Annotated in this window: 26 protein-coding genes and 3 pseudogenes; 20 read left to right on the forward strand and 9 right to left on the reverse strand. The window is 52.4% G+C overall.

The genetic code is table 11. The features are described from left to right. The 7 genes from WEB64_RS10670 to WEB64_RS10700 all read left to right on the forward strand — a co-directional run. On the forward strand, nt 1-371 hold a 371-nt coding region (locus WEB64_RS10670; RefSeq protein ID WP_368065588.1), incomplete at its 5' end, for a peroxidase-related enzyme. 41 nt (nt 372-412) lie between these two features. Next, nucleotides 413-2,101 carry an AMP-binding protein gene (locus WEB64_RS10675; RefSeq protein WP_368065589.1) on the forward strand — a complete coding sequence of 563 codons (1,689 nt, stop codon included), beginning with the start codon at nt 413-415 and terminating at the stop codon, nt 2,099-2,101. Between the two features lie 469 nt (nt 2,102-2,570). Continuing rightward, nucleotides 2,571-3,575: an RES family NAD+ phosphorylase gene (locus tag WEB64_RS10680; RefSeq protein WP_368065590.1), complete on the forward strand. Its 1,005-nt coding sequence runs from the start codon at nt 2,571-2,573 to the stop codon at nt 3,573-3,575. A 107-nt stretch (nt 3,576-3,682) separates the two neighbouring features. Continuing rightward, nucleotides 3,683-4,729, forward strand: coding sequence for a hypothetical protein (locus tag WEB64_RS10685; RefSeq protein ID WP_368065591.1), 1,047 nt, complete (start codon nt 3,683-3,685; stop codon nt 4,727-4,729). Between the two features lie 26 nt (nt 4,730-4,755). Continuing rightward, entirely contained in the window at nt 4,756-5,253 is a 498-nt protein-coding gene (locus WEB64_RS10690; RefSeq protein ID WP_368065592.1) for a hypothetical protein, read from the forward strand. A 54-nt stretch (nt 5,254-5,307) separates the two neighbouring features. After that, entirely contained in the window at nt 5,308-5,829 is a 522-nt protein-coding gene (locus WEB64_RS10695; RefSeq protein WP_368065593.1) for a DarT ssDNA thymidine ADP-ribosyltransferase family protein, read from the forward strand. Beyond that, on the forward strand, nt 5,822-6,514 hold the full coding sequence (locus WEB64_RS10700) for a hypothetical protein (RefSeq protein ID WP_368065594.1): 693 nt from the start codon (nt 5,822-5,824) through the stop codon (nt 6,512-6,514). Before WEB64_RS10695 ends, WEB64_RS10700 begins: the two co-directional genes overlap by 8 nt. 558 nt (nt 6,515-7,072) lie before the next feature. Here the strand turns inward: WEB64_RS10700 and WEB64_RS10705 are convergent. From WEB64_RS10705 to WEB64_RS10715, 3 genes are all read right to left on the reverse strand, one after another. Continuing rightward, complete coding sequence (locus WEB64_RS10705) at nt 7,073-7,327, reverse strand: hypothetical protein (protein ID WP_368065595.1); 255 nt, start codon at nt 7,325-7,327, stop codon at nt 7,073-7,075. A 153-nt stretch (nt 7,328-7,480) separates the two neighbouring features. Continuing rightward, nucleotides 7,481-8,089: a hypothetical protein gene (locus WEB64_RS10710; protein ID WP_368065596.1), complete on the reverse strand. Its 609-nt coding sequence runs from the start codon at nt 8,087-8,089 to the stop codon at nt 7,481-7,483. Nucleotides 8,090-8,244: 155 nt separating this feature from the next. Then, nucleotides 8,245-8,577 (reverse strand): hypothetical protein, encoded by a 333-nt coding sequence (locus WEB64_RS10715; protein ID WP_368065597.1) that lies wholly within the window; start codon nt 8,575-8,577, stop codon nt 8,245-8,247. 566 nt (nt 8,578-9,143) lie between these two features. On the opposite strand from WEB64_RS10715, the gene WEB64_RS10720 reads away from it, so the two are divergent. After that, on the forward strand, nt 9,144-9,491 hold the full coding sequence (locus WEB64_RS10720) for a hypothetical protein (protein WP_368065598.1): 348 nt from the start codon (nt 9,144-9,146) through the stop codon (nt 9,489-9,491). Between the two features lie 278 nt (nt 9,492-9,769). Here WEB64_RS10720 and WEB64_RS10725 read toward each other — a convergent pair whose 3' ends face one another. After that, the gene (locus WEB64_RS10725) at nt 9,770-10,741 is read right to left on the reverse strand and encodes a transposase (RefSeq protein WP_368065599.1); all 972 of its coding nucleotides are present in this window, start codon (nt 10,739-10,741) and stop codon (nt 9,770-9,772) included. Between the two features lie 314 nt (nt 10,742-11,055). On the opposite strand from WEB64_RS10725, the gene WEB64_RS10730 reads away from it, so the two are divergent. The 5 genes and pseudogenes from WEB64_RS10730 (at nt 11,056) to WEB64_RS10750 (ending at nt 14,388) form a co-directional block, all read left to right on the forward strand. After that, complete coding sequence (locus tag WEB64_RS10730; protein ID WP_368061452.1) at nt 11,056-11,346, forward strand: nucleotidyltransferase family protein; 291 nt, start codon at nt 11,056-11,058, stop codon at nt 11,344-11,346. A gap of 37 nt (nt 11,347-11,383) precedes the next feature. After that, a pseudogene (locus tag WEB64_RS10735) lies at nt 11,384-11,464 on the forward strand (hypothetical protein); the annotation flags it as partial. Between the two features lie 56 nt (nt 11,465-11,520). Then, nucleotides 11,521-11,628, forward strand: a pseudogene (locus WEB64_RS10740) (VOC family protein); the annotation flags it as partial. A gap of 380 nt (nt 11,629-12,008) precedes the next feature. Next, the gene (locus WEB64_RS10745; protein WP_368061451.1) at nt 12,009-13,364 is read left to right on the forward strand and encodes a diguanylate cyclase; all 1,356 of its coding nucleotides are present in this window, start codon (nt 12,009-12,011) and stop codon (nt 13,362-13,364) included. A gap of 277 nt (nt 13,365-13,641) precedes the next feature. Then, the gene (locus WEB64_RS10750) at nt 13,642-14,388 is read left to right on the forward strand and encodes an SDR family oxidoreductase (protein WP_368061450.1); all 747 of its coding nucleotides are present in this window, start codon (nt 13,642-13,644) and stop codon (nt 14,386-14,388) included. A gap of 26 nt (nt 14,389-14,414) precedes the next feature. On the opposite strand, the gene WEB64_RS10755 is transcribed toward WEB64_RS10750, so the two are convergent. The 4 genes from WEB64_RS10755 to WEB64_RS10770 all read right to left on the reverse strand — a co-directional run bounded on the left by WEB64_RS10755 (nt 14,415) and on the right by WEB64_RS10770 (nt 17,171). Then, nucleotides 14,415-14,816 (reverse strand): PIN domain nuclease, encoded by a 402-nt coding sequence (locus WEB64_RS10755; RefSeq protein ID WP_368061449.1) that lies wholly within the window; start codon nt 14,814-14,816, stop codon nt 14,415-14,417. Continuing rightward, nucleotides 14,813-15,007 (reverse strand): type II toxin-antitoxin system VapB family antitoxin, encoded by a 195-nt coding sequence (locus WEB64_RS10760; protein WP_368061448.1) that lies wholly within the window; start codon nt 15,005-15,007, stop codon nt 14,813-14,815. Before WEB64_RS10760 ends, WEB64_RS10755 begins: the two co-directional genes overlap by 4 nt. A gap of 294 nt (nt 15,008-15,301) precedes the next feature. Further along, complete coding sequence (locus WEB64_RS10765; protein ID WP_368061447.1) at nt 15,302-16,354, reverse strand: hypothetical protein; 1,053 nt, start codon at nt 16,352-16,354, stop codon at nt 15,302-15,304. Between the two features lie 22 nt (nt 16,355-16,376). Continuing rightward, nucleotides 16,377-17,171 carry an SDR family NAD(P)-dependent oxidoreductase gene (locus WEB64_RS10770; RefSeq protein ID WP_368061446.1) on the reverse strand — a complete coding sequence of 265 codons (795 nt, stop codon included), beginning with the start codon at nt 17,169-17,171 and terminating at the stop codon, nt 16,377-16,379. A 119-nt stretch (nt 17,172-17,290) separates the two neighbouring features. Here WEB64_RS10770 and WEB64_RS10775 point away from each other — a divergent pair, with 119 nt between their 5' ends. Further along, nucleotides 17,291-18,301, forward strand: a complete 1,011-nt coding sequence (locus WEB64_RS10775) for an AraC family transcriptional regulator (RefSeq protein ID WP_368061445.1) — start codon at nt 17,291-17,293, stop codon at nt 18,299-18,301. 255 nt (nt 18,302-18,556) lie between these two features. On the opposite strand, the gene WEB64_RS10780 is transcribed toward WEB64_RS10775, so the two are convergent. Further along, the gene (locus WEB64_RS10780; protein ID WP_368061444.1) at nt 18,557-19,522 is read right to left on the reverse strand and encodes a lipase family alpha/beta hydrolase; all 966 of its coding nucleotides are present in this window, start codon (nt 19,520-19,522) and stop codon (nt 18,557-18,559) included. A 339-nt stretch (nt 19,523-19,861) separates the two neighbouring features. Here WEB64_RS10780 and WEB64_RS10785 point away from each other — a divergent pair, with 339 nt between their 5' ends. From WEB64_RS10785 to WEB64_RS10810, 6 genes and pseudogenes are all read left to right on the forward strand, one after another. Next, complete coding sequence (locus tag WEB64_RS10785; protein ID WP_368061443.1) at nt 19,862-20,488, forward strand: TetR/AcrR family transcriptional regulator; 627 nt, start codon at nt 19,862-19,864, stop codon at nt 20,486-20,488. A gap of 60 nt (nt 20,489-20,548) precedes the next feature. Then, nucleotides 20,549-21,601: a lipase secretion chaperone gene (locus tag WEB64_RS10790; RefSeq protein WP_368061442.1), complete on the forward strand. Its 1,053-nt coding sequence runs from the start codon at nt 20,549-20,551 to the stop codon at nt 21,599-21,601. Nucleotides 21,602-22,046: 445 nt separating this feature from the next. Then, nucleotides 22,047-22,493 carry a phosphate-starvation-inducible protein PsiE gene (locus WEB64_RS10795; RefSeq protein WP_368061441.1) on the forward strand — a complete coding sequence of 149 codons (447 nt, stop codon included), beginning with the start codon at nt 22,047-22,049 and terminating at the stop codon, nt 22,491-22,493. Between the two features lie 156 nt (nt 22,494-22,649). Further along, nucleotides 22,650-22,955, forward strand: a pseudogene (locus WEB64_RS10800) (nucleotidyltransferase family protein); the annotation flags it as partial. 150 nt (nt 22,956-23,105) lie between these two features. Then, entirely contained in the window at nt 23,106-24,743 is a 1,638-nt protein-coding gene (locus tag WEB64_RS10805) for a methyl-accepting chemotaxis protein (protein WP_368061440.1), read from the forward strand. Nucleotides 24,744-25,317: 574 nt separating this feature from the next. Continuing rightward, nucleotides 25,318-25,968: an Ig-like domain-containing protein gene (locus tag WEB64_RS10810; RefSeq protein WP_368061439.1), complete on the forward strand. Its 651-nt coding sequence runs from the start codon at nt 25,318-25,320 to the stop codon at nt 25,966-25,968. The last annotated feature ends 142 nt before the right edge of the window (nt 25,969-26,110 follow it).

Below are 26,110 nucleotides of genomic sequence, written 5' to 3' on the forward strand. Positions count from 1 at the left end.
GGGAAATGATCGCCGTGGTGGTGTCGTCTGAAAACAAGTGCTTCTACTGCCTGGTAGCCCACGGAGCCGCCGTTCGTAAATACAGCGGCGACCCGATGCTGGGCGAGCACCTGGTCATGAACTATCGCAGTGCCGACCTCAGCCCCCGCCACCGGGCCATGCTGGATTTCGCATCCGCCCTCACCCGGTCCCCGGCCACCGTGACCGAAGCGGATACCGACGCCCTGCGCCAGGCTGGCTTCAGTGACCAGGCGATCTGGGATCTGAGCAACATTGTCGGCTTCTACAACATGACCAACCGCGTAGCGATTGCCAGTGACATGCGGCCGAACCCTGAATATCACAGCCAGAGCCGCCAGCCGGGGGAATAAACCCGCTGGATATCCAATACAAAAACAACTGGAGGCAGTCCATGAATCCGATACTTCCCAGCTACACCAGCGGTATCTCCGACAAACCGCTGCTCGGTATGACCATCGGCGATATGCTCGACCGCACCGCCGGGCAATTCCCCGATAACGACGCCCTGATTGCCCTGCACCAGAACATTCGCTGGACCTACCGCGAGTTCCAGGCTGAAGTGAACCGCTGTGCCCGTGCCTTCCTGGCCATAGGCGCCAAACGCGGGGACCGTGTCGGCATCTGGTCGCCCAACCGCTACGAGTGGACCGTCACCCAATTCGCCACCGCCAAAATCGGCGCGATTCTGGTCAACATCAACCCGGCTTACGGCGTTCATGAACTGGAATACGCCCTTAACCTGGCCGGCATCCGGATTCTGGTAACAGCGGATGCATTCAAGGCTTCTGACTACCGGGGCATGTTGTACGAACTGGCACCCGAGCTGAAAAACTGCCGCCCTGGCCAGTTGCAGTCCGAACGGCTGTCGCAACTGGAAAGCATCATCAACCTCGATACCCAGGCCCATGAAGGCATGTATTCCTGGGCGGATTTCCTCAAGCACTCCGACGAATTTGATCAGTCACAAGTTGACGAGGTGCAGGCCACCCTGCAGTTTGATGACCCCATCAACATCCAGTTTACCTCCGGCACCACCGGCGCTCCCAAGGGCGCGACGCTGTCACACCACAACATCCTCAACAACGGCTACTTCGTTGGCGAGAGCATGAACTTCAATGAGCGCGACCGGCTGGTTATTCCGGTGCCGCTATACCACTGCTTCGGCATGGTCATGGCCAACCTGGGCTGCGTGACCCACGGTTCCACCATGATCTATCCGGGTGAAGGCTTCGAGCCACGCTCGGTGCTGGAAGCCGTGCATAAAGAAAAGGCCACCGCACTTTACGGTGTGCCCACCATGTTTATCGCCGAACTCAGCCATGCGGATTTCGAGCAGTTTGACCTGTCCAGCCTGCGCACCGGCATCATGGCGGGCTCCATCTGCCCTTCCGAAGTCATGAAGCAGGTCAACGGCAAAATGCACATCAAAGACCTGCAGATTGCCTACGGCATGACCGAAACCAGCCCGGTGTCCACCCAGACCCGCTCCACCGACCCGTTCGAAAAACAGGTCACCACCGTTGGCCGCACCCAGCCGCATCTTGAAAACAAGATCGTCGACCCCGCCACCGGCGCCATACTGCCCCGGGGTGAAATTGGTGAGCTCTGCACCCGTGGCTACAGCGTGATGCTGAAGTACTGGAACAACGAAGAGAAAACCCGCGAGACCATCGACGAAGCCGGCTGGATGCACACTGGCGACCTGGCAGAAATGGACGAAGACGGCTACGTACAGATCGTCGGCCGCATCAAGGACATGGTCATCCGCGGTGGTGAAAACATCTACCCGAAAGAAATCGAAGAATTCCTCTACACCCACCCGGCCGTGGCTGAAGTGCAAGTAACCGGCATCCCTGACGACAAGTACGGTGAAGAACTGATCGCCTGGGTAAAACTCAAACCCGAAGCCGGCGCAGTCAGCCCGGAAGACCTGCAAGCCTTCTGCAAAGGCAAAATCGCCCACTACAAAATCCCCCGCAACTTCAAGTTTGTGGAAGACTTCCCCATGACCGTCACCGGGAAGATCCAGAAATTCAAAATGCGGGAGATTTCTATTGAAGAGATGGGGTTGAAGAAGTAGTCCCTTCCCTGGTCCGCTCGTACCTCAGACCTGGCTGACTATTGAGGCCGAGTTTGAGTTGTAACCCCGGCTTACTGAAAAGCGCCCTGCTTCATTGCACGGCGCTTTTTTGTGTCAGTAGGGTTCCTCGCAGCCATAGACAGATGGGAAAACAATCGTTGTGACCATGAATCGGCACAAGACTTAAAATTCATTAATTCTCATGCCGAATCAACCACTTATCAAACCAACGAAAACTGGGAATAGTAGGCGCGATGAACACTTTTTCAGGTAGCGAATTGGTCGATATTTCCAGAACTCATTGACCTACCGGAATTTTTTGCCTAGCTTGAACATTACTTTTTGGAAATATGAGTCGTGGGCAGAATGGTCGTGGGGACTTATATACAAATGTTAGGTATTAGAAACAGGAGATCACCACATCAACCACATAGCCTGCTCAGAATGTTTTGAAGATCAGGGGTTACGATTGGATGCGTGGCGTCTCGGGAAAGAAGACGAGTTGAAGTGCCCAATTTGTGGCGAACGTGGTGGAAAGAAACTCGGTGAAAAATCGTTAGCTGACCTTGCCCACAGATTCTTTGTTTGGGGTTCACTACATAAGTCTGATTTTGGGGCTGCACCAGTAATCCAGTTCAACCAGCACCAAAAAACATCGATAAATATGTCGCAGTGGCTAAGAAACGATGTTCAGCTGTTCGAAAGCCTATTAGGAGTGGGATTCTTTCACTACGGCCCGAGACTATGGATGCTAGGCGAGGTAGAGCCTTTAAAAGCCCTCCAGGATGAGAGAGGCCAGGGCCAGCACGGGACAATCGAACGAATTTTCAGAGAGTACCCGACAAGAATTGTTGATAGCTCTCATGAGCTATATCGAATACGGAAATCGCCAGAGTCACCTGAATCGGCCACAGAATACGATAGTCCCCCTGTAAAGTTTTCGGGATCTGGGAGACTGGATGATAAAGGATTTCCCGCTCTGTATACCTCAGAGGATTTAGATGTTTGTTTACATGAATGCCGCGTTACCGCTGAAGATGAAATCTATTTGGCTACGTTAAAGCCGATCGCTCAGTTGAAAATGCTTGATCTTACGGTCCTTATCAAGGAAGAGCATGTCACAGAGTTTGAAAGTTTAGATATCGCTATTCACATGCTCTTCTTAGCTGCCTCACATGCCTACCCGATAACGAGAATGATATCTCGAGCGGCAAAGGAAAACGGCTATGACGGTATCATTTACCCTTCGTATTTTAGCTTGCTACGCCTTGGTATTATGCCGTTTCCGACGACTTACGGTCTGTCGCATAGAAGAATTCCTCAATATCAGAAGTATGAGCAATATACTGCTATTCCAAACGCCGCGATATTTGGCCATCCTATTGCGGAAGGAAAGCTGAAGGTAAAATGTATTAACCGGCTCGTTCTGAGCCAGGTTGCTTATGATGTGCGATTCGGACCTGTCAGAAATTGAGCAACACCCAACAAGCCGCTGTTGCCGGGCAACTTTGCCGCTACGCTCCAAAGTTGCAGAAGAGCGCGGCGTTAGGAAAATAAACTGCCCTAGAAAAGGAGTATTAATTGAGTATTTTATTTTACCACTTTGGGCTGGCGATTATTTTATTTTTCCTGCTGAACTGGATTGGGAGCCATTCCATTCATGCGGGATATATCAGGATGTCAATTCTGGCAAAAGCTGATGAGGCACCTGCCTTCAATTTTCTATACAGAGCTTTTTCGCCGGTTGCTTTTATAACAGTTGCATCTGCTATTTTTTACAAAACTGATCAAGAATGGCTTATCCAAGATATTTATTTAGTTGTCGTTTATTATTTTTTGTTTAGGGTTTTATTTAACCTAATGACTGGGAGAGGCTTGCTATTAAACTGGATGACGCAGGCTGCATATGTATTGGTATCAGTTCCGGTTTCCTATTACGTATATGACAAGTTAATAATCCACAAGGAATTCCTTTTTCCAACAGCGAAAGAACTTGGTAGCGCTGTTTGGCTGGCTATTGTGGCATACGCTTACTATACATTTAATAATGTGAAACTATCTGATGAGCGAACAAAAACGCGCAAAGAAAACTACCTAGACAATAGATATTCAAAGTACAAATCGATTTACGGTGCAATAATAGAAGAGAAAGCTGAAACTAAAGGGCAGGAAGCCTTGATATACGCTGTTCTAATTTATGAAGCCTTTAATCGGCCTAAGGTATACCGAATTATTGAAAATATTCTCTTCCGAATAGGACTGGCAAAGACATTGGGGATTATGCAGGTCACCACATCAAATTTCATTGATGACGAGGAGAGTGTTCGTCTTGGGGCTACAAAAATTGTCTCTGATCACCTTAAAGCAAAACTAAAAGTCGAGGCTAGGCCTTACGGCGGAGGTTCGTGGGCAATAAGACGCGAAGTATTGGAGCTATATAATCCCGACAGAGAATATATCTCTGAGGTTGATCGAATCTATGATGAGATTATGACTAAATATTATCCTGAATATAAGGAAGATTTTCACACCGAGATGGTTGAAATACATAAAAAAATGCAAGACGGTCAAGGCGAGCCTAACAAATCAAGTCAGCAGGACGCCAGCGATGCTGGCGCCTCTGCTTGAGGCGTTAGCAATAATTGGAACTAAAGATGCTTGAAAAGCCACAGGACTTTGAATTGACACTTTCAGACGGTTGGTACTGTCTTTCACAGTCTTCGCAAAACTGCAAATTCTCAGCTCCGGCTTGCACTTCAGGGATCGCGAAGTTGTACACGATTTCAAGTGACGATTCTCTATTATATGTGGGGATAACTAAGCAGCGGATGTCTATTCGTATGGGATACGGTTTTAAGGCGAATGGAAAGGGAGGGTATCACGGCTACAAATGGAAATTCCTTGAAGCAACGTTAAAGCTCTCTGTTTGGACGGCGAAGCTACACGGGGTACACGCTCCGCTCGGAGAGATGGGTACTATCGAAGCTGAAGTAGCATTTATTTGTCGGCAGCATTCAGGCCAATGGCCAACTCATCAGCATGAAATCCATTTTTCCCCATCTGAGCAGTACCACCGTCATGCTGCCGCTAAAATTTATCACCATGCCGTTAGCCTTGTTGCTAACAATGCAATGCACGCGACAAGCGCGTGATTGCGGCGTTAGCGCAAATAGATTTCGTCCAAAATTAATCATGGAAGTCAGAAAATGAAAGTGATAATCGACAAATACAAATTTGACGGCATCTGGCACTTCACGGACAAATCGAATTTGGGCTTAATTAAAAAACATGGAGGGCTGTTGTCATTTGCGCAGGCGCAAGAGCAAAAAATTCCTGTTCCCAAGCCAGGCGGGAATGAATGGAGTCATGATGCTGATCGATTGAAAGGAGTCCACGAGTACGTGCATTTAGCGTTCTTGGACGATCATCCTATGCTTTATTTTGCAAAAAATGATGGGCGAATCACTGAGCCAGTATGGCTGAAAATTGATGCGTCTGTTCTGTTTGATCCGAACGTCAGGTTTACATGCGACGTGTCTAATAAGGCTGGGGTTGAGATACTTACACCTTCAGAGGCTGTTGACGCAATCGATTTCGAGGTATTGTTTACCTATCTGGATTGGAAAGACCCAGAAGTCCAAGCTCGACGTCGTGTCGCCATTAAGTCTGAGATACTGATTCCCGACTTTGTGCCAATTGAGAAAATTTTGGGATACAAAAATGGCTAGCCGCCCTGTATTTGTAGCACTCGGTGATCCACAGCACCTAGTCCAGGAAATCTTGATCGATTTCCCTTGGAGCCCGGGGTTTGCTCCAGTACAAAAAAAGAGGAACGTTTTAGCACTCCACGAGGCAGCAAAAAAAAAGGGGCTTTATCCAATTCTAGAGGTGTCGACAAAGTCTGAGGCAAAGTTAGGTCAAAGATTGAGTGCCTTTAACTTAAAAATTGAAACCGAAGTTGGTGCCATCAGCATCGAGTCAGCTTTCCAGGGTAGTAAGGTTTTTAAGAATGGTGGGCCCTATACAGATATCTACAAAATGGAGAGCCGTTCAGCAAAAAGGGATGAGCGCCTAAAAAACTCTGGCCCGCTGATAGGGTTTGATTATTTTGGCCAAAAATGGCCACTTATTCCAAAGACAGCTTTCTATGATTGGCTTTATCTCACGGCCCTTGAGCCTCACCAAGATTTCTTGAAGCGCCTTTATTCCTACGCAGCATTCAGTGATATCGAATTTAACCCAAATAAATCAATAAATTGTCAAGCCAGAACGTGTGCTCTAATGGTATCTCTAATCAAACTGGGTTCCCTGAACCTTGCATTAAGATCACAAAGCGACTTCATAGCAATAGTCGCGTCTGACTCTTTTAATCAAGCCCACTCAGCAGACTTGCTACAACGGCAGCTACTCTGAAGCGCTAACAAGGCCACGGAAAACCGGCACACCCATTAGCCAGCCGGAGTCAAGACACAATAAAAGGCCTGACCGCTTTTTTGTTGCGGTTTCTGGTTCCCTCAGATGCACACCCACTATTTCAACTTTGGTTACGGACTGATCCGCACCAGACACCCATCAGGATCAAGGATGGCCGATGGCTTGGACAGGCACCTATAAAAAGGAATACGAAAAAAGCCGGAAACCGTAATCTCATAGCTGCAAAGTGCCACCGGACAGAACCAGTTTCAGCACTGGCGGCTGCGCTTTTACCAACTTCATCGAATTCGGGTCAATTTTCTTGAATTCAGGCCAAGCAGGTTATGGCTGGGACAGGCACCCATAAAAAAAGAATACGAAAAAAGCCGGGAACCGGAATGTCATAGCTGCAAAATGCCACCGGACAGAACCAGTGTCAGCACTGGCAGCTGCGCTTTTACCAACTTCATCGAATTCGGGTCAATTTCCTTGAAATCAGGCCAAGCGAAACTGTTGGCTACCGCCCTGTCTGAACAATTTGCTCGGATGGAAGGGTAATCAGGCCGCCCTTCGTCGCCTGCCCTGCTCTGCCCGTTGGTTTTGGGTGTAGCGGGCTTCGAATTCGCAGGCTTCTTGCAGCCATTCGTCCTGGGACAGGCCCAGGCGTTGAAGGATCGGTGGTGTGTCGTCGGGAATGTATCCGCGCTTTGACGGATGAATCACTCGCCCGGTGTAGTCCACTAGTTCTGGGAGATGACTGGGACAGGCACCCATAAAAAAGAATACGAAAAAAGCCGGAAACCGGAATGTCATAGCTGCAAAATGCCACCGGACAGAACCAGCATCAGCACTGGCGGCTGCGCTTTTACCAACTTCATCGAATTCGGGTCAATTTCCTTGAAATCAGGCCAAGCGAAACTGTTGGCTACCGCCCTGTCTGAACAATTTGCTCGGATGGAAGGGTAATCAGGCCGCCCTTCGTCGCCTGCCCTGCTCTGCCCGTTGGTTTTGGGTGTAGCGGGCTTCGAATTCGCAGGCTTCTTGCAGCCATTCGTCCTGGGACAGGCCCAGGCGTTGAAGGATCGGTGGTGTGTCGTCGGGAATGTATCCGCGCTTTGACGGATGAATCACTCGCCCGGTGTAGTCCACTAGTTCTATGTAATCCCAGAGGCTGAACAGAATACCGCGCTGTACCTGGTTCCGCTGATTCCCTTCGAAATTCAGGAGCGGCTTCAGCGAGATGTGGAACTGACGCAGATACCCCGCATCCAGCTGGTTCTGGATGGCCTGGGCCAGATCAAACTGTGGCTTGAGCCGCTCCTTGATGCTGGTGTGGTCCGATTCCTCAGGGGTGCCGGCCATAGCCGCACGCACTGGGTTGAGGTCGACGTATGCCATACAGCTGAGCAAGGCCTGCTCCGTGAGTAAAGCCTGGGATTTGAAGCGGGATTCCCAAAAATGGCCGGTACACTCGTCTTCCCGGTTCGCCTCACGGGCGATGGGCTCGTTCAGGCACTTCATGAACCAGCTCAGATCGGCAAGGCGCTCTCGGTATATGGCGACCGTACGTTCCATGAACCGGCGTTCAGCATCCGCCAGGGGAAAACGGGGACAGATTTATTTTCCAGGCCTGTCGAACTTGCTTAAATAATCCTGTCCCCGTTTTGCTCATTCCTCGCACCCACGGGGCCACACATCACGTATTTTTAGGTAGTGACTATTATGAAACCTTAATTCATAACGATCCAACCATTACTGCTTTCAGCCAGTTTAAACTGTTGAGCATTCATTTCGGTTTGGCCTTCGTATGGGCCGTAGTTCGGCGTTACACTGTACTCAATATCACAAGTGTAGCTCGGGAGGCTTTCTCCTGAGGCACAATTGATAACCTTTACATCATCGATTTTGAGGCGATCAGTACCCTGGGAGGAATTAAGTTCATTTAACCTGGTTTCTACGGCCTTCTGCGCATCGGACGCAGAGGGACCCTCAGAACAGGCGCTCAGAGCGACCAGCGTAATTACGAGACCACTAAACTTTGAGAGTTTCTTAAAAGATTGCATGATCGGTTCCCTCCGTAAGATGTGCTTGGTTGGCAGTATTTAGTTTCTACAACTTTTAACAACTATTATTAACCGTAGCTTTGATTAACACTACGTCAAGCGAACCAAGCCCGCTAAAAAGCCGACCCAAGTAAAACCGAAGTAAAACCGGGACAGATCTAATTTCTGAACCTTTCCGCCCGCCGCTCATGAAAAATAGACCTGGTTCAAATTTCACCGGCGGTGAAAACATCCTCCGGAAATATCCAGAAATTCAAAATGCGGGAGATTTCTATTGAGGAGACGGGGTTGAAGAAGTAATCCCTTCCCTGGTCCGCTCGTACCTCCGTGGGAAATCCGGGACAGATCTATTTCGGGCAATAAAAAGCTCTCAGCCGCATCATAATCATTGAGAGCGCTTCGTTAATGTGTAGTGATCGACAGAGATACTGGGGGATTGCTTTGCAAGATGCTCAATTTGTACTACTTTAAAATTTAGATTACAGATAAATGTGGAGTGGTGAAATGGTTTAATCCATGTGGTCGGTTTAATGCTATAAGACCGCTGTTTGCTAAAGGAGAAAGCAATGCGGAAATTAATTTTATTGGTCGTTGGATTGGTTTTTTACGGAACTTCATATGCTGAAGATAACTCAATATATGTAATCACAAATAAACCCATTTCAGTGAGCGAAACTGAAGAATGGTCAGCCAGCACTTCTCCTGCTTATCAAGAACTACAGCAGATCACGACAGAAGTAGAAGGAAGAATGTTGGAGAGCGCAATAAGGAATGTGAAATCGACTATATGCTCGTCTGTAGGAGATGCCGCAGTTAAAGTTTATTTTACATTTGACGCATCTGCGAAAGTGTTTGGGATAGGAACAAGTACTGGAGCAGGCATAGAAGTAACTTTCGACTGCAAATCTAGCTAGAAATCTGTGGGTAATCCGGGACTGGGTTAAATGGCTGGGACAGGCACCCATAAAAAGGAACAGTAATGGCTGGGACAGGCACCCATAAAAAAGAATACGAAAAAAGCCGGAAACCGGAATGTCATAGCTGCAAAGTGCCACCGGACAGAGCCAGTTTCAGCGCTGGCGGCTGCGCTTATACCAACTTCATCGAACTCGGTTCAATTTCCTTGAATTCAGGCCAAGCGGAACTATTGGCTACCGCCCTGTCAGAACAATTTGCTCGGGTGGGAGGGTAATCAGGCCGCCCTTCGTCGCCTGCCCTGCTCTGCCCGTTGGTTTTGGGTGTAGCGGGCTTCGAATTCGCAGGCTTCTTGCAGCCATTCGTCCTGGGACAGGCCCAGGCGTTGAAGGATCGGTGGTGTGTCGTCGGGAATGTATCCGCGCTTTGACGGATGAATCACTCGCCCGGTGTAGTCCACTAGTTCTATGTAATCCCAGAGGCTGAACAGAATACCGCGCTGTACCTGGTTCCGCTGATTCCCTTCGAAATTCAGGAGCGGCTTCAGCGAGATGTGGAACTGACGCAGATACCCCGCATCCAGCTGGTTCTGGATGGCCTGGGCCAGATCAAACTGTGGCTTGAGCCGCTCCTTGATGCTGGTGTGGTCCGATTCCTCAGGGGTGCCGGCCATAGCCGCACGCACTGGGTTGAGGTCGACGTATGCCATACAGCTGAGCAAGGCCTGCTCCGTGAGTAAAGCCTGGGATTTGAAGCGGGATTCCCAAAAATGGCCGGTACACTCGTCTTCCCGGTTCGCCTCACGGGCGATGGGCTCGTTCAGGCACTTCATGAACCAGCTCAGATCGGCAAGGCGCTCTCGGTATATGGCGACCGTACGTTCCATGAACCGGCGTTCAGCATCCGCCAGAGTCTCCCCTTTCAGATACCTCTGGACGATAAGCGGTCCCTTGAACAAACTGGCCCACCTTGCCAGAACCTCATCACCACTCCACCCTTCGCTTTGATCCGGCCTCAGTTTGACTACCAGATGATAATGGTTCGACATCACGGCATAGGCACACAGGTCGATGGCGAATAAGGACGACAGCAGCCGGACCCGTTCTTCTATCCATTGACGGCGGTGTTCGTAGCTCTTACCAGACTGATGATCCACGCCGCACAGGAAGGTGCGGCGGACACAACGAGAGACAACGTGGTAATACGGCGTGTCGGATATTGAGATGAGCTGTTCCCGAGGTCTGGTCATGCTAATCCTTTAGCGTTTCGTTCACCCATAATACTGGATAAAACCACAGCATCGCGACCAATTCAACCCGTTTTACCTGGCTGCGGATGTGGATAGATCTGGGTGATGATACGCCCCAAAAATCTGGCGCCAATGGGCTATTCACTCTGATGGCAACACGTCGCACCACTTTATTTCTAGCCTGAAACACGAATTCTGAGATGGCGTTCTATGCAGGGTTCAGTATGGTTAAGAATTGAATCCGACCGTAACAAGTGCTTTTTGATAGACTAATGCGAAATAGACCATCGGAAATGCGTCCCAGAGGTTGAGCGATGAACAAGAAGCAAGCTCTCGAATTGCTGACTCGCAGTAAGCCGGAACTACAGGCCCGTTTTGGGGTAACTCGACTGGCGTTGTTCGGCTCCACCGCCCGCGACACAGCAACTAGCAGCAGCGACATTGATGTGCTGGTTGCATTCGATGGTCCTGCAACCTCCAAACGTTATTTTGGCGTGCAGTTTTACCTGGAAGATTTGCTTGGTTGCCCGGTCGACCTGGTCACCGAGAAGGCCCTTCGCCCTGAATTGCGCCCGTACATCGAAAGGGAGCAAGTCAGTGTCTGATTCCAGCCAACGCGAATGGCGCTTTTACCTCGACGACATGATCAAGTTTGCCGGGAAGGTTCTGGAATACACCAGAGGGCTCGATCAAGCGGGGTTCGTGGATAACGGGCTGACCTATGACGCCACACTACGTAACCTGGAATTGATTGGGGAAGCTGCGACCCACATCGCTAAATCACCTCCGGACGCCCCGACCGCGCGGCCGCCAAGCGCGCGTTCGAGGCCATGATGCAGATGGGCAAGATTGATGTGGCGGCGATAGAGGCAGCGCGTCGGGGATAATACTAATAAACCGGGACACCCATTAGCCATCCAGAGTCAACAGGCAATTGCCTGAATAGTTCTGCCTGAATAGTTCCGTCCCGGTTTAGTTGCTCACCAAGCTGCCAACATTGACAATCCCTGTGAGCCGCGAGCAATTTTTTTCCTGGATCCACGTTACCTCTCGACCCGCCCGCTCTGTCACGTTACTGTGTTGCTGGTTGATTACCTCTGGTCTGTTTAGTCAATTTCACGATTAACAACAAACCAGATGGTCCGCCTGTTTTCAAATCCTCAAAAGTTTGATTCTGTTGTAGCTCCTGAGGGAATTTCATGTCACGCATGGTTACTCACTCCCCACTCGGATAATGGAGGGAGCGGAGTCATTGAGGGAGGATACAATGCAGGGATTGAACGGCAGTGTGGGAGAGGCAGAGGCTCGCCTGCTGGTCGCTGATGATGATCCGAGGTTGACTACCAGCCTGTGCTCGATACTGAAAGGAAATGGCTTTCAGGTGGAGGCCGAACTGGACGGGGCGGCCGTTTGCCAACGGATTCAAACGGGATGCTATGACCTTATACTGCTCGACATATTTATGCCCGGAATGGGTGGCCTGGAAATCATGTCGTGGCTGCGAAAGGCCGACTTTGACATTCCGGTTGTGGTAATAAGCGGCAGTTCCGTTTTCGATATCGTGCGTCAGGCGTTGCGTGGCGGGGCCTATGACTACATCCGGAAACCCTACGATGTTGATGGGTTGATTGCGACTGTCCGCAAGGCTTTAAGCAAGCACAAGAAGGACCGGGCCCACGCTGCCATGCAGCTGTATTTCCGCGCAGGTGAAGAGTTCTATCGCCGCGCCGTGGATAATCTGCCGGATATCGTTTTTACGCTCGACCGGGAGGGACGCTTCCATTTTTTGAATAACCGGGTCGAAGACCTTCTGGGATATCGCCGGGATGAACTGATAGGGCAGCCCTGGCATCACTTGTTCGAAGAGGCGGACGCCACCAGGGCATCTGTGGCATTCAAGAGAAGCAGCACGAGCCTTGATGAGCCGATAGTCGAGCGGTTTCGGTTGCAAAGCAAGGGTCGCCAGACGGCCGATCGCGAGTTCGAAGTGGTGGTGCTTCCATTCCAGGCGGACTCCCTGCAAGTTCCCGCCAAGCCCGTAGTTGCATCTGCTCCAGCTCATATTTTCGCCCTTGCCCGTGACATCACCGAACGCGGAAAATTCGAACGTTCGATGGAGTTTCACGCCACTCACGATTCACTGACGGGATTGCCAAACCGGACCCTGGCCATGGACCGGCTTGTACTTGCGATCACCCAGGCGGGGCGCAACAGACAGAAGCTTGCCATCCTGTTTTTGGACCTTAACCGTTTCAAGGCTGTAAATGACACCTTCGGACACGCCGTAGGCGATCAGCTTTTACGAGGCGTCACCCTGCGGCTGGCAGGCTGTCTACGAGAAGGCGATACGCTTTCTCGCTTTGGCGGCGACGAATTCACTATTTTGCTGCCTGTCGTGCGTACCAGGGAAGACGTAAGAGCCGTCGCTGACAAATTGGTTCATTCACTGAAAGAGCCGTTTCATATCGAACGCGAAGAAATCTGCTTCTCCCTGGGCGCGAGTATCGGCATTGCCCTGTATCCCGAGGACGCCAGTTCCGCGGAGGAACTCACGCGGCGTGCAGACGTCGCGATGTATAAAGTAAAACATCGAGGTGAGGAAGGTTATCAGTTCTTCAGCTGAGAGAAACCGGGACATATTTATTGTAGGCCTGTCGTACTTGCTTAAATAATTCTGTCCCCGTTTTGTATGTGGGCTCCCGGAATGCGGCGCAAGAAGCCAGAATGCTAAGAACGCTCGGAATTACTTTAAGTTCCCAAGCCTGAAGAATTTTCTCCGCCCGTTGCTGAAAAATAGTTCTGAAGACCATGTAGCCAACCCCCCGTAGTCCACCCATTCCAGTATCATCCATTCATGGAAAACTAATATCCCACTATCCGACCGAAACAAGGCGTAACTGATGCGGAAGAACATTCTGATTACCGGTGCCAGCACCGGACTCGGCGAAGGGTTGGCTCGCGAATGGGCCGCCAGAGGCTGTAATCTTGCGCTTTGCGCGCGGCGGGCCGATAAGCTGGAAGCGCTGCAGCGGGAATTGCAGCAGGCTAACCCCGGCATTCGAGTTCTGGTACGTGGTCTGGATGTATGCGATTACGATCAGGTTTTCGAGGTTTTCCGTGGTTTCAGCCATGAACTGGGCAGTCTTGACCGCGTGGTTGTAAACGCGGGCATCGGAAGCTCCCAGCCGATTGGCCGGGGGCACTTTATCGCCAACCGCCTGACCGCCGAAACCAACTTTGTGGCGGCCATCGCCCAAAGCGAGGCAGCCATGGAAATTTTCAGGGAACAGAACAGCGGCCATCTGGTGCTGATGTCCTCGGTCAGCGGTGTTCGTGGTTTCCGTGGCCCCCTCAATGTTTATGCCGCCACCAAAGCCGCCGTGGCTTCGCTGGCAGAGGGCCTGCAACTCGATACCAAAGGCAAACCCATCAACGTCAGCAATATTATGCCCGGTTACATTCTGACGGATATCAACCGTGATGCTAAAAGTGCGCCCTTCCGGGTGGACCTCGACACCGGTGTCAAGGCGCTGGTGAAGGCCATCGAATCCGAAAAACGCCGCGCCTATGTGCCCTGGTGGCCCTGGACACCGCTGAGTTACGTATTGAAGGCCCTGCCCTTCGGCGTGTTTGCAAGGGCCATGTGATCGACAGTGGAAAACCCACGGGGTCGTTATGTTTCTCTCAGAGTAGGCTCAAGCTCAAGGTGATCAACAAAAGGGATAAAGTCGCGATCCAAAAACAGCAATGACAGCTCTTTCTCTATACAGAAAGTCGCGATGATCACATTGGCAGTTTTTCTGATCGTGATGCCCCTTTTACGAAGCGCGCGATAATTGTCAGCGCACTTGACAGCCATTTCTTTGCCAAACATTTCGTATTGATCCAACTCCAGCAGGCTTTGTTTGGTCTGACGGTATTGCTTGTCGTTGCGGATGCCTTGAAGGATTTCCAGAAATATGAGGTCGCCGATAGCGACTGACCCTTGGATTATCGAGGCATCCAGCAGGTCAGTGTGCGGATTTTTGACTCCGTTGAAATAGTCGATCCAGACGCTGGTATCCACCAGCATCATCCGGCGCTCCGCATTTCATCCAGGTCGCCTTCCCACTTGATTTTGCCTCGCAGCTTTCGAATCTCCTGCTGCTTGCTAAGCTGGACCAGAACTTTCAGGCCTTGCTCAACGGTCTCTTTTTTGGTTTCGTAGCCGGAGGCTTTGAGGGCTTCGGCCATCAACTGGTCGTCAATGATGATGTTCGTTCTCATGTGGCACCTATGTGTATGGAGATTGATTTCTATACACAACCTAGCGTTTCGGGGAGAACATAACAATCGGCTGCACAGCGACCGATTTTCCGCCGCCTCGCGGCTCTAAACCCGCGTGAGCCGGGCGTTAAATACTATGAGGAAATTATGGCAACCACCTTCACCCCTAACTTGTTCAATGCTTCTTCAGCCAGGGCAGGCAATGGCTTCTTCGGTACAATCTTGCCGGAATACGGGGATTTATCAGCTTTGGCGTACAACCATAGCCAAACCTGATGTGCGGGATTATTAGTTTTACGGCAGATATAGCTCACCATGATGCGCCTCCCCCACATAGAATGCTGGCCTGGTTCCGGGGAAGGCCCAGAAAGGGGTCATTTCCGAAGAAGGGAACATGTTCGGGAAACGTGAATCCCTTTGCGACGGGCCAGCTATGGTTTTCTCCTGCACCATGGAGATGTATTGGTCAATGGAGTTTTCCAGGGTGTTGCCGTTTATGATGACTTCCGCGCCTAGCGCTTTGGCGTACTCAGCTACGCCGCTGGCACTGGAGAGGTGCGGCGCGTAGGCATCCACGCTTACCCCGTTTTCACTGGTGACCCAAAGCCCCTCGTCGGTATGGACCACGATGGAATGGTTACCTTCGGTATGGCCGGGTGTGTGTACCAGCGCCACGCCGTCGCCCAGCATGATGGAACCGTCAAACTGGACCACTTTGCTTTCGGCAATGCCGGCGATGCCGTTGGGGCAATACCAGTCCGCCTGATAGGGGTTCAGATCCTGGGTGGATGCCCATTCCCGCCAGTGCACCAGCAGCTTGGCATTGGGAAAAATGGCGGACTCCGTATCGGTGCCGAGCCAGCGACGCAGGTCCTGGGTGTGCAGGTGGTCGTAAGTGATGTAGTCAATATCTTCCGGCTTCAGGCCTATGCTGGCGATGATGTCCGGAACGGTGTTTTGGCGCTGGGTGATCAGTTTGGTAAGAAAGTCCGGATTCTTATCCTGTAAGCGCCGGAAAAACGGGGTTTCGCCACCCCTTTCGTGGTCGGAAGGTGAGACCAGTAGGGTCTTTACTCCCTCGGGGGTGTCAAACTGCACCACAAACAGGCGGTTCTGAATGTGCATGAATTCCACCCATTTTTCCCTCGAAAAAGCGTTGCGCAGGCCGAAACGGGACGGGTAAGGAACCTTGATCAGATCAAAAGAGCGAAAGTAGCGAACCTTGGGCCCGGCCAGCATGGCCTTACGGAACGTCTCCGCCGCAGCGCGTGTGTCTTCCACCCTGGCCTGCTGGCCATAGGCGTTGCGTGACTGGTCGAAATCGGCGATTTGCCTGAATGTGGTCATTCGTATTTTCTCCCTGCGTTCTTCAGAAGCTGTCGGAACTGAAATTTTTGCGGCCGCGGTTAAAGGCGCGTTGGGTCATGTGCAAAAAGAGGCCCGGCATGGCATTGCAAACCTTACCGACGATACCTTCATGCCAGGGTAAGAAGCACTCCAGTGGGCGTCTCGCCAATATCGGGCCAAGAATCGTTTCAGCCACTTCTTCCGTTGTAAGGGCCCTTTGCCCGGCAAAGGTCAGTGCAGCATCTTCATCGCCCCGTTGCTGTTCCAGCATGCCGGTTTTGACCGGGCCAGGGCCTACCAGGGAGACCGCAATGCCATGAGGGCGAAGATCGCCAGCGGCGGCAATGCTGAATCCCCGAATCGCAAACTTGCTGGCAGCGTAGATGGTATTGCCCGGCGTGGCATAGAGAGATGCAAGTGAGCCGACATTGATAATGTGGCCTTGGATGCCCTGCGCGATCATATGTGCGGCAACGGCGTTGGCGCCCAGAATGGCACCCTGTACATTCACCTCCAGCATCAGGCGAACGTCCTCGCCCTTGAGGTTCCCCGTGCGCCCGCTGCGCAAGACGCCTGCCACATTCGCCAGCACGTCGATGGCCTGACCTTCGCCCTCAAGCTTGCGGATCAGGCTTTGCCATTGTGCTTCGTCGCGCACATCCAGGGCTTCGCAGCGTACCGACGGCTGGCTTTCCCAGCGTTGCTTCAGCGCCTTTATATCCAGATCGATCGCGATAACCTGGTGCCCTTTCTCCGTGGCGAGCTCAGTAACGCTCGCACCGATACCGTTAGCTGCGCCGGTAACCAATAGCTGCATGTCTCGATCCTCGGAATCTATGTGTCGTAGGGCTACTTTGGCTAAATGGCTGGAAGGTTGCTTGACATGGGCTGCCATCGGTTTAACACTTTACGCCAAAAGGGTTGCCTGACATCAAGATGCCAATGACTGTCCCCCATCGACGCCGTATACCGGCCAGCTTCGCTCTGGCTCTGTATGAGTATCTGGACACTAAAGGGCTGAATAGTGATGCATTGCTGCCACAATCCCGGCCACCGGCAAACATCGCCTTGAATGCTGATTTGCCGATTGATGACTGGCGTGCGCTTCTGGAGTGCGCAGCAGGCCACCTTGACGACCCCCTACTTGGGCTTCACCTGGGACAAACTCTGGGCCTTCGTCATATTGGTGTACTGGGTTACGTGATCATGGCCTCGCAGAATCTGGGGGAGGCGTTGAATCGTCTGGATCGGTATCAACGGTTGGTTTATGACGTAACCCCCCTGGAAATACGGGCAAACGGCGCTGGCCTTGAGCTTGTATGGGATGCAGAGCATGGCCAGCCGGGACCGTTGGTGGATGAAACCGCTATAACCGGTTTGGTTCACCTGTGTCGGGGGCTGACGCGCCCGGGGTTCTCTCCGATTTATGTTTCTTTCATCAACCCAACACCCGCCGTTATTAGTGAATACACGGCATTTTTCGGCTGCCCGGTCGAGTTTGAGCAAGTGGACACGAAGATACGTCTGGACGCGCAGACCTTGCTGGAGCCTCTTCATACCGCAGATCCAGCGATGCTGGCCATTCTGGAAGAACAGGCGGACGCCCTGCTTGCACGCCTGCCAAGCCAGTCCCCGTTGATTGATGAAATGCGTCGTCGCATTGGACGCCAGTTGCCTGAGACCGGTCCGGAGATTGCCTTAGTTGCGAAAGGCATGGGCCTGTCTGTGCGTACCCTACAACGTCAGTTGACTGTGGCCGGCACCAGCTTTCTGAAGGAGGTGGCGGCGGTGCGCCAGGAAATTGCTGAACGCTATCTGCGCGAAACTCGGCTGGGGTTAGTGGATATTGCTTTGCTATTGGGCTACTCCGAACATAGTGCTTTTACACGTAGCTTCATGCGCTGGACAAGTATGACACCGCGGGCTTATCGGCAACGGCATGGCTGACACCGGGGGCTTATTTGTAATCCTGTTCACTCACTCCCAAACCACTGCCCGGCCCGACCTGCCCCAGGCCTCACGCCTTACTACGGGACCATCGAGAATCTGTGGCTGGCTTGCGGTGCCAATGTGCTGTTCGAAATGCTATGACGGGCAATCGGAAATCCGCATAGCCCAGACACAGTTTTCGCCTAGAGGATGGCAATGCACCGCCGCCGAGTCGGAACTCGTTGGCGGTGATGCCCCGAACGGACAGACTCTCTACAGCCCCTTCGTCTTGAGCCGATTGGCATGCTGACGGAACACCGAGACCGGATTCGCTCCGAAAGGGCTCACCAGGCCAAATATCTGGTTCACTTCGTCCAGGTGGTTCATACGGTAGTCGTCCCGGATCACTTTGCCCAGATGGCTGGAACACACCCCCACCAGACCGTCACTTTCCAGCCCCTGCAAGCTGTACATCAGGGAGTTTCCCACCATCAAACCATCGCTGATATCCAGGATGTTGGTTGCGGGGCTGGCTCCGGACCAGGAGTAGTAGCGCACGCCATTGTCCTCAAGCTCTTTACCCTCACCACAGAAAGTGGGCGGAACGCCCTGCGGATGATTGGCACCAAACTCGGCTATACCGCTCGTCGATAAAGAATTCATGGCCGCCAGGGAGTCCTGCTCGTACCCGCCTTCGGAAAGGAGGTCCACCAAACCCGTAAACGCGTTAACCATGCCGCCGAGCACAGCGCCGGAGTATGGAACCGTTTCGGTGACGCCCTGCAGCATATCCGCAGCCAGTGCGCCGCCGATAGTCGGACTGGCAATGGTGGTTACGGACGCGACGTACTGTGGGTACACCGAGGCCACATAGCGACTGGTGGGGCCACCATGACTGTGGCCCATCAGGTTTACTTTCTCGGCACCGGTGGCCGCCAGAATGGTCTCCACCTGTCGCGCCAGCTCCTCACCGCGCACTTCCGTACTATTGGCGGCCGCGACCTGGCTGACGTAGACCTCAGCACCGCTGCGGCGCAATTCTTCAGGAATGCGATACCAGTAACCATAGCCCGCGATGTCGTCAAAGCCGAACAGGCCGTGGGCCAGAACGATGGGGTAACGGGTTTCGGTGTAGGTGTCTTCACTCAAGAACCAGCCAAACAAGCTGGCCTGGGCGGGAGCAGCACCCGCCACCAACAGCAGAGCAAGCGCGGGACCTAGATAGACTTTTGTTTTCATGTGTTTCTCCTGGATTTTGTTATTGTTCGAAGTTCGAATGCCCGGGACACAGAGAGATTGCCCAAGGCACGCGCTTCCAAGGTTAGACTAACTTTAAAATTAACACTAATGTTAATGTTAATTTTTAAAAAAGTTGTCTTTACAGGCGGAAAAAGTCCCCCAAATACTGCTGCCTAACGTACTACGCTGCCGCCGAACCGCCTGTTTGATACACTTGGCCCGTAATGCGATTTGCAAATAAATTAACATTAGTGTTAACTCATAATGGAGACGATAATGGCGGTCAAGCAGTCTGCCAGCAGGGGAAGAGGGCGTCCGCCCGGAAGCACAGGCCCAATAATGCGCACGCGCATTCTCGACGCAACACGGGAGGTCTACAGCGAACGCGGGTTCCATGGCACCACTGTAGAGCTCATCCTGGATTCCGCCGGGATTTCACGCCCAACCTTCTACAAATACTTCTCGTCTTCCCGGGAAGCGGTAGATGCGGTGGATTTGCTTTGCCACGAGGAGCTCGAAGCGGTGTTCGCTGAAATTTTCTCCGTGCGCCGGGACAGCGCCGTTCAATATCTGCCGGTAGTACTGGCGGCCTATCTGAACTGGGGGCGTTCGCTGGGAAAACTGATGGAAACCCGGTTTCGCGAGCTGCACGACCTGAACTCCCCGGTCGGTATTCATCGAACCGAACATAACAAGCGGCTCACAGGCCTGCTAAGTGACATGCTGGTCGCCGATGGCCGTCCGGTGCCCGAACGGGTGGCGCTGAAGGCACTGCTCAACAGTGTCGAGTACCTGGGGCACCAGTTTTGCAAAAACGCCGGGCCGGAGGAGATGCCGGCTTACCTGAGGACCATGGGGCGGGTATGCCTCGCCCTGCTCGGGAACGAGGCCGATTGGCAAATGATCAAGTCCGACCCGGACCTGTCCGATGCCCTGGGTTTTGGTGGTGAAGGAGACATGACTTAATCAACATCGTGTCGCCTGGCCTTTCGAACACTTGAGTTGGTTTAGTCAGGGAGAGTTCCAATGAATACAAAGGTAATAACGACAGGCCTTTCCCTGCTCGCCCTGGGGGCCATCGTTGTCGGGGTGTTGCTTTACCTGATGGGCGCCGCCTCGCCGCCACGGGAGCCATCAGCCTCAGCTTCCGTCGTCCCGCCCGCGGCTACCCCAAACAGTACGTCCGACCTCGTGGTGCCACGGAGCAAAGGCGACTCACTGGCGCGCTATGTGTCCACCGGCAGTGGACTCGGGGAACGTCCAAAATCCCTGGGCGGTACCACCGTAGATGGCGAACTCAGCGCCGACGACAATGGGCAACTTATTATCTCCCCGGGCGTGCGGCGGGTATTCGACTACTTCCTGACAACAATCGGTGAAGAGGATTTCGAAATGGTAAAGTCCAGGCTGGCGCGCTACATCGACAGCCATCTTCCGCCGGAAGCGGCGCAACAGGCGTGGGCGCTGTTCGGTCAATACATGGGCCTCAAGGAGGCCCTATCCGACCTGCCGCCCTATGACGGTACCCTGGAGAGCATGCGCACTGTCATGATGCAGCGCCAGGCATTGCGCCAAAGCTGGTTCGACCTCGAGACCAACGATGCCTTCTATGGGCCGGAAAACGCCTATGACGAATTCCAGCTGTCCCGGCGGGAAATCGTGGAGAACAGCGCTCTGACCGAAGCGGAAAAACAGCAACGGCTTGAATCCCTGACCGATGCCCTACCCCGAACCTTTCAGCACATGGTGACCGCCACTCAGGCACCCCTAAAGATGGATAAGCAGGTGGCAAAGCTACGCGAGCAGGGTGCCAGCGAGGCGGAAATCAGCGCATTGCGGGTGCGGAGTTTCGGCGTTGAGGCCGCTAACCGCCTGGAGCGACTTGACCAGCAGCGGACGCAGTGGGACCAACGTTACAGCGACTATCGGCGGCAACGCCAAACCATCCTCGCGAGTGGTTTGGCCGAGCAGGACCGCGCGACACAAATCCAGCGCCTGCAGGAGCAGTCGTTCGACGCTGGGGAAATTCGGCGCGCCCAGGCATTGGACCGGATAGGCCGAGTGGCAGGTGAGAACTAAAGTGTGCTCTGACAACTTCTACCCTCCTCCTTCGAGCGCACCAACGACTACAATCAAGACAGATTTATTTTCCGTTGTAACAGACCACGGAAGCGGAACCACAACACCGCGAATCCTTTCACAAGGCTGCTGGTCACCGTTACGTTCAGGAAGGCGCGTGCGCCAGGGCTCTGCGCCCGGTGCGCCATAGCTTTGAATCACGAGACGCCGATACTGCCCAGTTTTACGTCCTGCGGGAGATTTCTATCGAGGAGATGGGGTTAATTAAGTAATTGGCGGCCTCTGTAATACTTCGGCCTCAAGAACCCGGTTATTTGTTGAGGCTAGGCGAGATCCGAGATCCTCAGCAAAGGGCATAATGTCCGTGCCGGTTTAGTATTTCGGGGCTATAGTCATGCCAAAGCTTTCTCATAAGTTCAAAAATTTAGCGCTAAAAGGTTCCGTTATGCAAGACTCAGGGCTCGACCGCGATCAGCAAATCCAGGATCAGGAACTGAAAGAACCTGACGCCGCCGCCATGAGCCACGCCGAGCGCGCTCTTGCGGTCGGCGGTTTCCGGATCGCCGAAAAACTGATGTTGATTCTGACTGCCCTACTGACGATTGTTGCCGCCAGCTTTGAGGTTATCAGTGTTTACCAGAGCGGAACCGTCGAACTGGCAGATATCCTGCTGATGTTCCTCTACACCGAGGTGATCGCCATGGTCGCGGTTTTCTACACCGGGCAAGGGTCACCCTTCATCTATCCTATTTTCATTGCGATCACCGCTCTTGCCCGCCTGATCGTACTGCAGGGAAAAGAGATGGATCCTCTGAACATTCTTTACGAGGCTGGCGCCATCGTTTTGCTCGCCATTGCCGCAATGTTTATCCTGCACGCCCCGAAACGCTGAAGTTCCGGTTAGGGGAAAACCGGGACATATCTGATTTCTCGATAATTGTGCCCATAGCCCACGAAAATTAGATCTGTCCGGGATTCTGTCCAAGAGCCGGAATCTGCGAATATGTCATAACAATTCGCCGCCTCTGGAGGAGCTTCTGGTTCGACTGTTCGCGATACAGCAACCATTCACAGCGACATTGATGTGTCGGTGGCTTTCGATGGCCCGGCAACCTCTAAACGTTATTTTGGCGTGCAATTTTATCTGGAGGATTTGCTTGGTAACCCTGTCGATCTGGTCACCGAGAAGGCTCTGCGCACAGAAAGGTCTGGCTTGGAGTCTTTATTACCAGTACCGCTTTCGTCTTCGCTTCATACAAATACCACTTTTTGCAGGTCGGCGTTTCACTTCTTGGCGCAGCCATTATTGTTGCAGCCATCAAGGCTGTGGGGCACTTCTCATAAAATACCGTGAGCATGGGTATTATGAGCCAGTATGTCGTTATTGATTCGGTGAAAACGCGCCTGAATGGACTGCAAGTATATTCAGTGCAGGTATGGCGATGCCCTTTCCTTTGCGCCGATGGCTCCATTCCAATAGCAAAACAACAATGAGGGTTCTTGAATGAATTTGAACAAGAAATTTGGGCTAAGGACAAAAATCTGTCTACCCTTTGCCCTGTCCGCCATTGCTCTGGTTATTATTGGAGTCGTCAGCGCACTGACTTTTCAGGATCTGATTGCTGACACTAACGATATTACTGAAAATTCCCTGCCTGCCATTACCGAAGTGCTCAATGGAGATCGAGACCTTTATCAAGCCCTCGTCGATCAGAATGCCGCAGTCAACGCGGCGCTTTTAGGTAGAGATATAAACGAAGAACGGGCCTCATTCGACGAAAATACCCAACAGGCCTTCGATAGAATGCAATTTGCCATCGAGCGGCTGCGGGGCACGGGTGTGTCGGAAAAGGTCGATGGTTTCGAGGCAGCCTATACACGTTGGATAGATGCCGCAAATGAGTCCATGGACTTTTCAGAGTCCCGTTCAAGGCTTGCAGCCCAGTCAATTCTGGAAGGTGAAGGCCGTACCGCATTTGGCGAACTCCGAAATTACTATGACGTCATTGGTGTACATGCTCATGAGCAGGCCCAGATGTCCGCCGCCAATGCTGCCGACCAAGCCTCAAGTCGCTCCTTTTTAATTCTGACCATTAGCGTTGTCACGGTTGTGGTCTGCGTCTCTCTGTTTGTAATTTTCCTTCGCCTGATTGTTGGCGCTGTCGGCCAATTAAAAGTCCAATTAGACAACATTGCTCAGGGCGAAGGTGACCTGACCCAACGAGTACCGGTCGAGACAAACGACGACCTCGGCGCACTGGCAGACAGTTTCAACAAGGTGTTAGCCAATCAGCAGGACATGATTGGCAGCATCCAGAATCTCAGTGAAAACCTCGGCAACGAAGCCAGCCAGCTCGCAACATCAGCTCGGGACAACCGTGATGGCGTTAACCAGCAGGCAGATCTCATTTCAATGGTCGCTACCGCCATCAATGAAATGCAGAGTGCAATTGAGGAAGTCGCAGGCAATGCGTCACGAGCTGCAGAGGTTACCATTCAGGCCCGGGATACCACGGAGAAAAGCGGCCGTATCTTTCGAAGCTCCTCAGAGCAGGTGCAAGCACTCGCGGACCAGATTTCAAAGGCCGTCGAGGTTATCCGCAAGCTGTCAGAAGACTCAGATAACATCACGTCAGTGCTGGATGTGATTCGCGGGGTGGCGGAGCAAACCAATCTCCTGGCGCTTAACGCTGCCATTGAAGCAGCCCGGGCTGGTGAACAGGGGCGTGGCTTTGCGGTCGTCGCCGATGAGGTGAGAACGCTTGCACAGCGTACACAAAAGTCGACTGCAGATATTCAGCGCATGATCACCGCACTTCAAACTGGCGTTTCGGATATTGTTAATGTGATGGAAACCGGCAGCGCGCAGGCCGGAGAGACAAAGAAACTGGCTGCAGACGCGGAAACAGAGCTGAACGTCATTCTTGAATCCATGGACAATATCAGCGATGTCAATTCCAGCGTCGCCTCGGCAACGGAAGAGCAGACTCAGGTAATTGAAGAAATCAATCGCAACATCGTCAACATCAACGAACTCGCTTCAGAAAGCTCGCGACGGTCAGGCAATATCAACGCTATCAGCACGAAGCTCGACGGCTACGCCAGCGAGCTTAAACTAACGACGGGCCGCTTCAAAGTTTGACTTACCGCCGTTCCCAAGGAGGGGCGCCCTGTGGTTTATTGGCAAATGCCTTCAACGGAAATGATCAGTTCAATTTCCCTGGAGGCTTTGCCGAGTTTTTCGCACGAAATACCAAAATTATCCAGGTGAAACTTTGTTTCAACCGCAAAACCGACCGGGATAAATCTCATCTTTCAATACTGTTTATTTATGGTTCCAATCAGTCAGTATTCGGAATATTGCATCGCTTAACACAGTTCGTGCGCATTCGCTAGGGAAAACCATCCTAATTTCTTGCAGAATCGGGAATCATCCTCCATATTCGATGATATACATTGTAAAAGTACCAAGTCTGAAGGCATAGACTTGGTGTATTGGAGTAATCATCTTCTGTGCCCGGTTTTGCATGTGCCACCACGAAGGCGCCCCCATCAACCCATAATCGGCGAGCTCTTACCTGCACAATCCGCCGCTCTTGAACATGAGAGCGAACACCCAACCCTTCTTGACTCGGTTTTAATTAAAGGCTCTCAGTCCAGCTCAGTGTTTAAGCACCTTTCCTTAGGTTTGTCTGGTAAATGTAAGAGGTATTGTGATGCGCATTCCATGTAAAGCAGTCATCATCGCACTGATGTTTACAATAATGATCGCCGTGTCCGGATGTGACAACTCGGGTGATTCCACAAGGGCTATAGCACCGACGGCGGACACCACAGCACCAACCGTCACCAGCACCTCACCTGCAGACTCTGCCACCGGTGTGGCCCATGATACCGTGATCAACGCCAGCTTTGACGAAGACATTTTTGCAGTCACGGTCGACAATGACAGCTATACTCTGACGTCGAATCTGGACAGCGTTGCCGGCTCAGCCAGCTTCGACGCCACCCGCAATATCGCCACTTTTACCCCGGCAACAAATCTGTCACTGCTCACGACTTACACCGCTACACTGAGTACGGCCATCACCGATCTTCACGGTAACCCACTCGCCAACAATAACAGCTGGTCATTCACCACCACCGACGGTGCATGGGGCAGCGCGGCGCTTATCGAAACCGACGCAGCAGGCGACGCCAGGTTTCCTCACGTGGCATTGGATGCCGATGGTAACGGCCTTGCCGTGTGGAACCAGTCCGATGGTGACCGTAATAACATCTGGGCCAACCGCTATGTAACGGGCGTCGGTTGGGGCACCGCAGAATTGATCGAAGCCGACGATGAAGGCGATGCCTTTAGTCCGTAGGTTGCACTGGATGGCAGTGGCAAGGGCCTCGCGGTCTGGTATCGCTCGTCCGCTGGCACCATGGATAACATCGAAGCCAATCGTTTCCAGTAGGCTCGGCCTAAAAACAACATTCTGCTCCAATTCGTCGATTCCATCGTAA

Origin of the sequence: Marinobacter sp. (assembly GCF_040882185.1) — a bacterium.
In the GTDB taxonomy this organism is placed as follows: Bacteria; Pseudomonadota; Gammaproteobacteria; order Pseudomonadales; family Oleiphilaceae; genus Marinobacter.